At 48.4% G+C, this 12741-nt stretch carries 11 protein-coding genes; 8 read left to right on the top strand and 3 right to left on the bottom strand.

All coding sequences use genetic code 11. The annotated features are described in order from the left end of the window. Nucleotides 1-132 precede the first annotated feature (132 nt). A complete protein-coding gene (locus BT127_RS00325; RefSeq protein ID WP_075423250.1) occupies nt 133-801 on the top strand; it encodes a response regulator transcription factor in 669 nt (222 codons plus the stop codon). Nucleotides 802-814: 13 nt separating this feature from the next. Continuing rightward, entirely contained in the window at nt 815-2737 is a 1923-nt protein-coding gene (locus BT127_RS00320) for a sensor histidine kinase (protein WP_075423034.1), read from the top strand. 255 nt (nt 2738-2992) lie between these two features. Here BT127_RS00320 and BT127_RS00315 read toward each other — a convergent pair whose 3' ends face one another. The 3 genes from BT127_RS00315 to ispD all read right to left on the bottom strand — a co-directional run bounded on the left by BT127_RS00315 (nt 2993) and on the right by ispD (nt 6718). Then, on the bottom strand, nt 2993-4909 hold the full coding sequence (locus tag BT127_RS00315; RefSeq protein ID WP_075423033.1) for a glycosyl hydrolase: 1917 nt from the start codon (nt 4907-4909) through the stop codon (nt 2993-2995). A gap of 634 nt (nt 4910-5543) precedes the next feature. Continuing rightward, a complete protein-coding gene (gene ispF, locus BT127_RS00310) occupies nt 5544-6026 on the bottom strand; it encodes a 2-C-methyl-D-erythritol 2,4-cyclodiphosphate synthase (RefSeq protein WP_075423032.1) in 483 nt (160 codons plus the stop codon). A 2-nt stretch (nt 6027-6028) separates the two neighbouring features. After that, on the bottom strand, nt 6029-6718 hold the full coding sequence (ispD, locus tag BT127_RS00305; protein ID WP_075423031.1) for a 2-C-methyl-D-erythritol 4-phosphate cytidylyltransferase: 690 nt from the start codon (nt 6716-6718) through the stop codon (nt 6029-6031). 673 nt (nt 6719-7391) lie between these two features. Here ispD and BT127_RS00300 point away from each other — a divergent pair. The 6 genes from BT127_RS00300 (at nt 7392) to BT127_RS00275 (ending at nt 12741) form a co-directional block, all read left to right on the top strand. Next, nucleotides 7392-8831: a spore germination protein gene (locus tag BT127_RS00300; RefSeq protein WP_075423030.1), complete on the top strand. Its 1440-nt coding sequence runs from the start codon at nt 7392-7394 to the stop codon at nt 8829-8831. Continuing rightward, complete coding sequence (locus BT127_RS00295; RefSeq protein WP_075423029.1) at nt 8824-9828, top strand: hypothetical protein; 1005 nt, start codon at nt 8824-8826, stop codon at nt 9826-9828. Before BT127_RS00300 ends, BT127_RS00295 begins: the two co-directional genes overlap by 8 nt. Nucleotides 9829-10211: 383 nt before the next feature. Beyond that, nucleotides 10212-10733 carry a hypothetical protein gene (locus tag BT127_RS00290; protein WP_075423028.1) on the top strand — a complete coding sequence of 174 codons (522 nt, stop codon included), beginning with the start codon at nt 10212-10214 and terminating at the stop codon, nt 10731-10733. A gap of 34 nt (nt 10734-10767) precedes the next feature. After that, nucleotides 10768-10956: a DUF6472 family protein gene (locus BT127_RS00285; RefSeq protein WP_075423027.1), complete on the top strand. Its 189-nt coding sequence runs from the start codon at nt 10768-10770 to the stop codon at nt 10954-10956. 89 nt (nt 10957-11045) lie between these two features. Next, entirely contained in the window at nt 11046-11762 is a 717-nt protein-coding gene (locus BT127_RS00280; protein WP_082334830.1) for a GH25 family lysozyme, read from the top strand. A 13-nt stretch (nt 11763-11775) separates the two neighbouring features. Beyond that, nucleotides 11776-12741 carry a type I phosphomannose isomerase catalytic subunit gene (locus BT127_RS00275; RefSeq protein WP_075423026.1) on the top strand — a complete coding sequence of 322 codons (966 nt, stop codon included), beginning with the start codon at nt 11776-11778 and terminating at the stop codon, nt 12739-12741.

Genomic DNA, 12741 nt, shown 5'->3' with positions numbered 1-12741 from the left:
AATAATATGTGATATAATGAAAGTAAGATGAGGTAATTGTATCATTTCACCGCTTTGTATTATTATTCAAATGGGGATATTTCTGACATGAACGGTGAATACCTCGTTATGGCAGAAAGGGGTTATTATATTATGAAGCTTCTTGTTGTTGAGGACGAAATGCAGCTTGCAGACGCCCTCACTGAAATACTTAAACGAAACATGTATTCCGTGGATACCGCTTACGACGGCATTGCAGGACTCGATAACGCTCTTACGGGACTTTATGACTGTATCATACTCGACATCATGCTTCCGGGAATGAACGGACTCGATGTTCTGAGGAATATGCGCGCAGCCAAGATACATACACCTGTCCTGCTGCTTACCGCACGAAGTGAGGTAGAGGACAAGATAAAGGGACTCGATATAGGCGCCGACGACTACCTTACCAAGCCCTTTGTTACAGGTGAGCTTCTTGCCCGCGTAAGAGCGCTTACACGCCGCAAGGGTGAAATAGTAAACGAAAACAAAATGGATTTCAACGGACTCGCCCTCCAGAAGAACACCTGTTCCATAAGCTGGGGCGGAAACGATGTTAAGCTCAGCCTTAAGGAATACCAGATAATGGAACTTCTCATAGCAAACCCGAAGCAGATACTCCCGAAAGAGAGGATCATCGAGAAGATATGGGGCTATGAAAGCGACGTTGAATACAATAATATAGAGGTATACATATCATTCCTCAGAAAGAAACTTGCTGTTATATCTGCGCCCGTGCAGATCAAGACTGCCCGCGGCATAGGTTATTCACTCGAATAGGAGGTGATATCCTTTGTTCAGAAAAGTTCAGCTTAAATTCTTTGCTATCATAACCGGCACCCTGATAGCTATATTTATCGCTGTGCTGGGCTCTATCAACCTGATAATGGATCACATCATGGAGCGTACTTCCAAAGTCGCTCTGAAGCAGATTGCCGCAGGGATAGAGTACGACGAGAACCTAAACGATTTCACCTATATGCCTCCCGACGGAGAGATCAGGAAGCGTCCGGAGAACCATACCGCACCTCCCGAACCTCCGACCAAAACGGATGCTGCTGTTACCGATCCTCCTACAGAGGAAGATACCGAGACACAGGCAACTGCTGCCGAGACTGCTGCACCTTCAACTTCCGCGCAGACAGAAGCTCCGACAGTTCAGGAAGAAACTGCGGCTCCTGTTGAAGAAGTTCCCGAAGAACCCGTTGTACAGGAACCCGAAACTCCTCAGGAAGAAATACCCGATCAGCCTGCACCCGAACCGGAAACTCCTCAGCCGGAGAATCCTGCACCTCAGGAACCTGTTCAGCCTGAACCTACCGTTCCCGAAACAGGCGGCGGAGAAGTACCGGGCAACGAACCTTCCGAAGGCGGCAATGAAGGCGATCAGGGCGAACATCACCACGGCGATAACGGTCAGTATCAGATACCTCCCTATCCAATGGGACCTGTGGATCCTTACTGGTGGTGGTGGTGGATGAACAGCCAGGGCTCAAAGGACAACTCCTGGGGCGCAGGCTGGGGCAACGGCGGCGGCTATGACTGGGGCAACCAGCAAGGCGCTATAATGCGTACAGCCAACACCGAAATGGCTCCCGTTCTGGACGGTTTCACGATAGTGACTCTTTCCGAAAAGAAAGATACCGAAGAAGCAGTCCCCGAAGCTACAAAACCACGTCCCGCAGACAGCAGGATAATACGCGAACCCGTTCCGAAGTCGCTTGATTCTATCGAATTCTTCATAATCATGTCCGACAAGAACGGCAAATTCGTTGCAAAGCGCAATAACGACGACCTTGAAAACGAGGTCGCTCAGGTCTACATAACCGAGATACTCAAAAAGAACGAGCCAAGCGGTACCCTTAACAACTACCAGTTCTGCAGTGAACCCAAAAGCAACGGTACACTTATGGTCTTCACCGACAAGAGCGCAGAGATCGATATGCTCAACAAGCTGATGCGTACCACAATAATGATCGGTATACTCAGCATCATCGCTCTTTCGGCGGCTTCATACTTCCTCAGCGGACTCATCGTAAGACCGATACAGGAAGCCTTCAACAAGCAGAAGCAGTTCATATCCGATGCGAGCCACGAGCTTAAAACTCCGCTTACCGTAATATCTGCAAATGCAGACGTTCTATCAGGTGAGATAGGCGAAAACAAGTGGCTGAACTACATACAGGATCAGACCGAACGTATGAACGTTCTTGTAAACGAGCTTCTCAACCTTACACGACTCGAAAACAATACTTCCAATTTCATAATGGCGGACTTTGACCTCAGTCAGGCAATAACGAACACCGCCCTTCCCTTCGAGTGTCAGGCTTTTGAAAGCAACAAGACCTTCGAGCTGAATATAGTCGAGGGACTGCACATAGTCGGAAGCGAACAGCACATCAAGCAAATGGCTGCAATATTCATCGACAATGCACTGAAATACTCCAACGAAGGCGGTATAGTACGTGTAACGCTTGCAAAGCAGGGCGATAAAAAGATGCTTTATGTATATAACTCGGGCAAGGGCATAAAGGAATCCGAGAAGGAAAAGGTATTCGAGCGATTCTACAGAAGCGACGAGTCGAGAAACCGTTCAACAGGCGGCTACGGACTCGGACTTGCAATAGCAAAATCAATAATCGACAGACACAAATTCAAGGTGCATATCGAGAACAACGAGGGCAGGGGCATCTGCTTCGTTGTTACAATGGGATAAACAACTTTACATGTATTATCGGGGGAAACCTTTCTGAGGAAAGGTTTCCCCCCTTTCAAAGACTTTATGCCCCAAATTTTAAGCCTGACATGGCACTCACTCACAGTATCACTAAAACAGTAGTTTTACAGGAGTGTCATGTCAGGCTTAAAATTTAAAGTTAAGGCTTTAAAAAGAAATTGAGGAAAACCATATTCAGAATGGTTCTCCTCAATAACACACGTAAATTATTCTATACAGCTTTAAGAGTATTGTTTATGCCTTTTCGGGAAGTGAGCTTATCACCTTTGCATCAAGGCGCTGTATTGAAAGGGCGTCCTTTGCAGTTACACCGTCGCCGCTGTTGAAGCAGTCGGCATTGATGATTCCCTGCGGTTCTATTGGGTATTTCTTCGAGTTAGCAACATACTGGAGTATCAGAAGCGCATCTGCAAGAGTTACATCTTTGTCGAGGTTCGCGTCACCGTAACGTATATCACCGTCAGCAGGAGCAGTAGTGCTACTGACAGCCGTAGCAGTAGTTACAGCCGGCTTGGTCTCGGCAGGCTTTGTTGCAGGAGCTGTAGTTGCAGGTGCAGGAGTTGCTGAACCGCCCTTGTAGAGGTCCTCGGGAAGCTCATCAAGAGTTATTGCAAGGTCGCTCTGATAGAACTTCTTGAACTCGTCAAGGTCCTGATACTTCTCGCTGAGGAAAGCAGTTCCGCCGTCCTCGCCGCCGTCATACCACGGGCAGACGTAAAGCCAGTAAGCGTCCTCAACTATCATGTTGTCAACAGCAGGGATAGTGTCGTTTTCGGACATTGATACCATTTTCTTACCGTTTGTGAGATTGAAGAGGTAATCAAACTTTGCAGGGATAGCAAGCAGGTTAGGACCGCTTGTCTTGCCGTCGCCGCGGTTATATTCAACGTTGTACTTATCGTATGCAACTATATCAACATACTCGTCTCCGGGATACCACAGCGGAGAAGTCTCATAGTCGTAGCTGTTGAACTCCCAGATTATGTTGTGGAGCTCATACTTCTCGGTGAGTGTGGTGTAAAGCAGCTTCCAGAGTCCCTTATATACCTCGGGACCTCTGTCGCCCCACCAGAACCATGCGGTACCGTCACCGTAGAGTCCGTCATTACCCTGAGCCTCGTGGAGAGGACGGAAGATTATCGGCACATTCTCATCCTGAAGGCGCTTAAGCTGTTCAGCAAGCATCTTCATAGCCTCATCAAAATAAGCTCTCTCCTTGGTACCCTCTTTGAGTACGTTTGCTGTATTGAAAGTGCTGTTTGAAGCCTGATAGTTCTTGTATGTACACTTCTGCCAGTCCACTTCGTCGCCCAGTTCGTAGCCTTCAAAATCGATAGGCACATTGATATGCCATGAAGCGGAAATGATTCCGTTTTTCTCCTTAACCCATGCAATAGCACGTTCTGTGGTATTGTCGTCCCAGCCGTAAAGTGGGTTATAGTTCATGAAATCGAGGGCACGGATAGCAGGAAGCTTGCCTGTAAGATCCTGGATATACTCATTCTCCCACTCGTAGTTATTTTTGTGACCGCCGCCGTATATCTCCTGCTGACCTGCGATAACGTGCTTTCCGTAAACGCTCTTGAGGTACTTCATAAGAGCCTGAGTCTCGGCAGTAGCCTTCGGATCAACGCATACATCGGTAGCCTTGGAGTAATCATGGGGTTCAGCGACCTTTACGGTTACTGAATCGATAGCCATGTATCCGTACTTATTAAGGAAAGAAATGGTATTTTCGCCCTTGTTGAGACGTACAACACCGAATTCAAAGTCCTTCCACTCCTTTGTATAGGGTATGGTCTTGGAGAATTCACTTCCGTTGACCGCCATAGTCTGGAAACGTCCTTCTTCGTTCAGTATCTGAGCCGCCCTTGCTGATACTGTATACATACCGTCCTCGGGGACAGTTACGGTGAAAGAAAGCTCTCCGCCTGTGAGGTAAGCGAAGCCTTTTCCCGAATAACCGGGGAGTTCGTTCTCGTAGATCTTCTCCCAGAGCTCTGCACCTTCCATATCTTCACCCTCTATCGTGTAAGGGAAAGAAGTATCGGCAGCATTGACTGTTGCAGCAGGTACAGCAGCCGTCATAGAAACTGCTGCAAGGACTGAAGCCGCAGCTGCAGAAACGCTTCTTTTAAGTTTACTGTTCATATTAATTATCCTCCTTTGTAATATTTACCATGTTTTCTTCTATCTGTAATATTTCTATTACTTCACTTTAATTATACCTCCGAATTATGAACTTTTCAAGAATAAAACAGCGAAATATTCATGAAAAACAGAATTTCGTCCTCATTGACAAAACGTCAGGTCAGGATTTGTTTAAACAAGTAAAATGTCGCTTAAATTGAACTTAAATTATCGATCATCAGAAAGGGGGCGATGCCTACATCGCCCCTTTAGTTTTCAGAAATCAGAAAGTAGAAAGTAGTGTAGGGGCGCATTCCGTGCGCCCGTCATTACACGTAAAACCACATGCAACCCTGATACCATGTAGGGGCACATTCCGTGCGCCCGTTTTAATTCGGAATTCGGAATGCGGAATTAATGTGTCCCATGTCGGGGACGGATTTGAATGTGGGAATTCGTACAATCACCTGCAACCCTGATACCCTGTAGGGACGACCATTGGTCGTCCGCATGTATAATGCAAATATGGATGAAAACGGACGGCCAATGGCCGTCCCTACAATGTTCTATTCATATTTATCGGGGATATCACGGGCGCACGGAATGCGCCCCTACACTGCTTTCTGATTTCTAATAACTGCTTTCTACTTTCTGCTCACTGACTGCTCTTGACCATGAGTGCGACTGCATGGGCGGACATTCCCAGCTTTTCACCTGTGAAGCCGAGATGCTCCTCTGTTGTTGCCTTAACGCTTATCTGTGAAACGTCGCATCCGCATACCCTTGCTATATTCTCCCTCATCTGCTGTATAAAAGGTGCAAGCTTGGGAGCCTGAGCGATAACTGTAGCATCTATATTTCCGATAGCATAGCCATTCTCTCCGCAAACCCTCACAACTTCCGCCATGAGCTTCATACTGTCCGCACCCTTGAAGCGCTCGTCTGTATCGGGGAACAGATGCCCTATATCACCCAGTGCAAGAGCGCCGAGCATTGCGTCCATTATGGCGTGTGCGAGAACATCCGCATCGGAATGTCCGAGAAGTCCCACAGTGTGAGGAACTTCAACACCGCCGAGAATGAGCTTTCTGCCCTCGGTAAGCTTGTGTACATCGTAACCGTGACCAATTCTGAACATATTTACCTCTTTTCTTTCTCCATTGCGAGAAGTGTTTCCGCAAGTCTTATATCCTCGGGAGTTGTTATCTTGATATTGGTATAATCTCCCTTTGTCATATACACCTTGCCGCCTATCGCTTCAACGAGCTGGCAGTCGTCGGTGAAATCGAGTCTGTGTTCAAGGGCGAAGTCTATGCCCTCGAAGTAAAGCGAACGTCTGAATATCTGCGGAGTCTGAGTTATATACAGTGAGCTTCTCGGAGGAGTATCAACAATAAGTCCGTCGTCCACTGTCTTGATAGTGTCCTTGACGGGAACTCCGAGAGTAGCGCCGCCGAACACTGATGCATCTTTTATTACCTGCTCTATATGTTCGGTCTTTACCAGCGGACGTGCGCCGTCGTGGATAGCTACGAGCTCAGCATCCTTTGAGATGCAGCGTATACCGTTGATAACGCTTTCCTGTCTTGTAGCTCCGCCTGTGGTACAGGAAGCAAGCTTGGTGATGCCTGCGGCTTCTGCCTCAGCTTTTATGACAGGTATGTCGCTCTCACGGGCAACTATCACTATCTCCCCTATGCTTTCGCAGTTCTGGAAAGCCTGCATGGTAACGCCGATTACCAGTCTGTCACCCAGCGGAAGGAGAATCTTGTTTACTCCGCCCATTCTTGAAGAACTTCCTGCACATACGATAACAGCCGATGTATTCATATTTCCTCATTTCCGTCCCCTGATGAGTGAGACCGTTTTTTTCCGCAGATGATCCCCTGCATATATATTATAATATGTTCGGCATTTTATGTCAACTGTCTACACTGTAAGAATGGACAGGATGTTCATGATTTGTTCATATTTGATTTGTAGGGAACGCCTCCTCGGCGTTCCGCAGATAACAATATAATTATGGTAAAACAATTGTAGGGGCGCATTCCGTGCGCCCGTTGGTAACCCTAATAATATGAATAGAACATTGTAGGGACGGCCATTGGCCGTCCTTTAATACACGTACATCCACATGCAAACATGATACCGTGTAGGGGCCGCCTTTGGCGGTCCGTTGCATTTGACCGTATGTATTGAATTATGCGGACGACCAATGGTCGTCCCTACAATATCAAGGTTACAGGTGGATGTACGTGTGCCAACGGAACGCCGGGTGACTCCCCACAGTGTGGGGTAACTCCCTACAGTGTAGGGAGATGTCAGCAAAGCTGACAGAGGGTCATCGCTCCTGTTAGGAGATGTCAGCGAAGCTGACAGAGGGGAAGGGCACGTGTAAAGTGCGGCGTTCCCTACTACTTTCTGCGCTCTGAGCTCTTGGTTCTGATAACTGCTTTCTGAATGAAAAACTCAATTCTGCACATAATATTAGCGAGGTGAGTAAATGGAAAAGAGTCTTTTAACCGATCTGAAAGAAAACATAAACACGATACGCCGCATCTCAGGCGGTTCATCGGACATACTGATAAACGAATTCACCGCAGGAGGCATCCCCTGTGCGCTGATATGCTGTGAAGGGATGATATCCTCACAGACGCTTGCGGAAATGGTACTTTCTCCCATAACGGACATTGAACGGAAGTCCTCCCCGTCGGAGCTTTTCCACCATATAAACAGCTATCTGCTCCTCTCAACGGACCGTCCCGAAGCAAGAGACTATGACACACTGTTCCGCCTTGTATACTCGGGATTCGCCGTACTAATCGCAGAGGGTTCGGAAACGGCACTGGGTTTCGGCATACAGGGCTACCCCTCACGGGGAATACAGGAGCCTTCAGGCGAAAGCAATATCATGGGAAGCCATGAGGGTTTCACGGAGACAGTACGTGTGAACATGTCCATGCTCAGAAGGCGGATGAAGTCCCCCGAACTGGTAATGGAGCTTATCACAAAGGGCAGTAAGAGCAGTACGGACATCTGTCTTTGCTACATGAAGGACAGAGTCCCCCCACAGCTTATGAGGGACATCCGCCGTTCCCTTGATGAACTCGATACCGAAGCGGTACTGACCACAGGCTACATCCGTCCCTTCCTGCAAAGGGACAGGGGCGAGCTTTTCAGCTCCACAGGCACTACAGAGCGTCCCGACGTACTATGCTCACGGCTCATTGAGGGACGTGCAGGACTACTTGTGGACGGAGTCCCTTACGCAATAACAGTTCCCCGACTTTTCTGCGAGAGCTTCCAGACTGTTGACGACTACGCTTACAAGCCTTACTACGCCGTTTTCATCCGCTGGCTGAAATACGCTTCATTCCTTACTGCGGTACTCCTTCCTGCCGTATATCTTGCCATAATCATGTATCACCCCGAACTGCTGAACAGTACCCTTCTCACGCTCCTTGCAGATGCGGAAAAGGAAGCACCTCTCTCCGTAGTCACAGAAGCCTTTTTCGTGCTGATAATGTACGAGATGATACGTGAGGCAGGCATAAGGATGCCGAAGCCCGCAGGCGGTGCAGTGGGGATAATAAGCGGACTCATAATAGGTGACGCCGCCGTAAAATCGGGACTTGTAAGCACTCCCCTGCTGACCGTTGCCGCACTTTCGGTACTGAGCGGACTTGTGGTCCCCGACCTGTCTCCGCAGATAACCGTACTCCGCCTTGCATTTCTCGTCTCGGGAGCTTTTCTCGGACTCTTCGGTATAAGTCTCGCAGCCTGCGCCGTACTCGCAAACATTTGCGCCACAGAGACCTACAGATTCCCTTTCACAGCGCCGCTGTCGCCCTTTTCGTCCTCGGGAATGGAGGATACAGCTTTCCGTGCAGGCATAAGGCGGATGCAGTCCCGTGGATTCACAGTGGAGGATTACCATGAATAGACTTTCAAGGGGACAATTCCTCTCTCTGCTCCTGATAAACGATGCTTTCTCGCTTATCTGCATACGCGGCAGTATCTCCCTTAAAACTGCCGCCGCTTTCCTTCTGGGTACACTTATACAGCTGGTTTTTGCACTGCCCCTTGTAAGGCTGTGCGGCAGGGGCATCGGTACCGACAGCTTCGGCGCACCTGTAAAAGCAGTTCTCCTTATATATATAATAGTAAGGGGCGGACTGCTGTTCGGTACATTATGGGAAACCTCATCGGCAGTATACATCCCATACGAAAGCCGTGGTATCACGGGAAAGCTCCTCATAGCTGCACTAATCGCCGCAGTATGCATATATATCGCCTTTCTCGGATACAAGGCTCTTGCACGTTCAGCTGTAATAACTGCCGCCGCAGGTGCAGTATGCATCGCAGTTATGCTTATAATAGCTCTTCTCGGACATCCACTCAACAGTATAACGCTTTCACACAGCAACGGCACCTTTCTCGGTGAGACCGCCCGTGGACTTGCACTAAGCGGAGAAACAGGCTGTTTCACGCTGATGATATCATGCGTCAGGGGTAGACCTCTGCGGAATACGGCAGCTTACTTTACGGGAAGACTCGTCCTCTCACTTGCAGTAATTGCCGCTTCGCTCCTTGCGGCAGGAGGGATAATGGATATATCGGATTTCCCCGTACTGACCGCCGCACGGCTGATTCAGCCTTTCTCTTCACAGCGTACAGATGCCCTGTTCCTGATAGTATTCTCATGCTTTGCGGTATTTGCACTTTCCCTCCACACTGTACTCGGAGGGGAACTGCTGTGCAGTATCTTCCCTGTTTTTAAAAAGTACCGACACCTGACTGTCTCCGTCCTGATGACTGCCGCCGCAGTTACAGCTTACCGCATCCCTGTGATGTTTACAGCCGCCGCATCACTGCTGATACTTCTTGTTATCCCCACAGCACACATTTTCCGCAAAAGTTCCTGCCGTACACAAAGATAAGGGCATTTAATTTGAACCGAACACAGTCCGCAGGATAATTGTTCTTTAGCTGTTAAAAGGGAACGCTCTCTCTTGCAGAGCGTTCCCTCTCCCAAAACAGTCCACCGGACTGTTTTGAGATTCACCCATTGCAGAGCGCCTTCGGTTCGCGGGGCTTTGCCCCACACCCCACCAAAGGCTCTGCCTCTGGACTCCGGCAGGAAGCGAGCTGCTCCCAACGGTCGCCCGTACCCTCTGTCAGCTTCGCTGACATCTCCCTGTACAACAGGGAGTAACCCTGCACCCCGCTTATTCGTTTCTTAATTAATTTTATATCGTCAGTTCTCATCTCGACCTGTAATGATATAAATGCCCTGCCCCATTCAGAAAAAAAGGATTGAAATATGAAGATAAAACGTGGTATAATAGTAATGTTGACTGCCTTTACGCTTACAGGCTGCGAAAGCTCGGGAAAGGTAAACGATAAAAGCTACCTGAGAGCCCTGACCGTAAACGGCAGTAAAAAAGTCTGCCTGACTATGGAGTTCTTCGGCAATGAAGAAAGCATATCCGCCTGCGGATACGATATAGACGATGCTTTCGGCAATGCGGAGCTCTTACTGGGCAATGAGATTTTCACAGGCTATACCGAGCTTATAGTTCTCGATAACTGCGATGACCGCGAAACCCTCGTGCATATGTTCAACGAGTTAAAAGTATCGCCCGATTGTCTCACAGCCTGCGGAAGTCCCGACCTGCGGAAATGCTCAGCCGAACAGCTTGAAGGTTCGGTAAAACAGGCAGAAAAACAGAAGCTGACGGAAAAATGCGACATAATAACAGTCCTTTCCTCGCTCATCCGTGACGGTGAAGCTTATGTGCCTCTTGTCTCCGATGAAGGCTTCTGCGGAAATACAGTGATCTGAGTGCCCCCTGCGGGGTTACATAACGGAGGATAATATGTACGGAAAAAGTGCTACAAACTGCGAAACATGTACAAATTACGTGTATGATGATGATTACGACTGCTATGTCTGTATGGTGAACCTCGACGAGGACGAAATGGCACGTTTCCTTCAGGGAACCAACTACGCCTGTCCCTATTACAGACTCGACGACGAATACGGAGTAGTCCGCCACCAGAACTGATCTCAAAAAAACTGTTGACTAATCCCGATTTATAATGTATTATATAGTAGTAACATTTTTTGAGAGTTTGTAAATGGAGTTAATTTATAATGAGTAGATTCAGACGAGCTGCGGCGGCAGCCATCGGTACGATGATGACGCTTTTCTGTGCAGGAAGCTCCTGCCTGTTGTCGGACGCTGTAGTGAATACTTCACAGTATCCCGTATTCGGCGTTGACGTTTCACATTATCAGGGCGACATAAACTGGAAAGAACTTGAAGATCAGGGCGTTAGATTCGCCTTTATCAAGGCTACCGAGGGAAGCGGACATATCGATGAATCGGTCAGGGATAACCTTACAAACGGTGCTGAAACTGATATAAAACTCTCATGCTACCATTTCTTCAGTTTCGACAGTCCCGGAGAGACTCAGGCTGATAACTTCATTGCATCTGTAGGTAAAGACGAGATAGATATGCCCCCTGTGGTAGATATAGAATACTACGGCGACAAGGCAATAAACAAACCCTCACCTGCCGAGGCGGAGGAGATACTCTCTCCCCTTCTTCAGCGTCTTGAAGAACATTACGGCAAAAAGCCGATAATTTATACAACTCTTCCCGTATATCTGAGATACGTCAGAAAGAACTACTCCGACTATCCCCTGTGGATAAGAAGCGTAAAGTTCGAGCCCGACCTGATAGAGTGGAAGTTCTGGCAGTATAGCGACCACGGATTGTTGAAAGGCTATTCGGGTGACGAGCAGTACATAGATCTCAATGTGTACTGCGGAAGCGAGGAAGAGTTTGAAAAAGAATTTATCTGATAACGGAGGATATATGACACCATTTTTACTTAATGCTCCAATAAAGGACTATATATGGGGCGGAACCAAACTGCGTGAACTCTTCGGCAAGGAAAGCGACCTTGAACGCCTTGCGGAAAGCTGGGAGCTCAGCTGCCATCCCGACGGAGAATGCATTATCGCAAGCGGTGAATTCAGCGGCATGAAGCTCAGCGAATTCGTATCGCTCCACCCCGAAGCAGTAAGCACCACATTCAGAAGCGGAGACAGCTTCCCAGTACTGGTAAAGCTAATCGACGCCAAGAACGACCTTTCTGTTCAGGTGCATCCCGATGACGAGTACGCTCATAAGTACGAGGGCGACAACGGCAAGACCGAAATGTGGTACATCATCGACGCCGAAGAAGGCGCTGAACTGGTATACGGCTTCAAAGAGAATATAACGATAGAGGAATTCCGCAAAGCTATCGAGGAAAATACTCTTATGGACAAGGTCAATAAGGTACCCGTAAAGAAGGGCGACGTTTTCTTCATCAAACCCGGCACTCTCCACGCTATCGGCAAGGGCATACTCATTGCCGAGATACAGCAGAGCTCAAACGTTACCTACCGTGTATATGACTACGGCAGGCTCGGTACGGACGGCAAACCCCGTCCCCTCCACATTGAAAAGGCTCTGGAGGTAACAAGTCTAACACCTGCCGAGAAGCATATTCTCCCCGAACCCTTCGGTCAGGGAGACGAACTCGTTATACAGAATCTTGCGGACTGCGAGTTCTTCCGCGTTTTCAGCTTTGACATGAAGGAAGAGGACGGCGAGCTCTGGTTCAACGAGGAATACCGCACTTTCCAGCATATACTGGTCATAGACGGAAGCTGCATCCTTACATGCGGCGGCACTATGACTCAGCTTACAAAGGGTTCCAGTCTGTTCGTACCCGCAGGCACCGAACCATTCACTATCACAGGCAAATGCAGCATGATAATAACTGCTGTTTAA

This window comes from Ruminococcus sp. XPD3002 (genome assembly GCA_900119535.1).
In the GTDB taxonomy this organism is placed as follows: Bacteria; Bacillota; Clostridia; order Oscillospirales; family Ruminococcaceae; genus Ruminococcus; species Ruminococcus flavefaciens_H.
The sequence above is the reverse complement of the archived record's forward strand: the minus strand, read 5'-3'. Positions and strand labels throughout refer to the sequence as shown.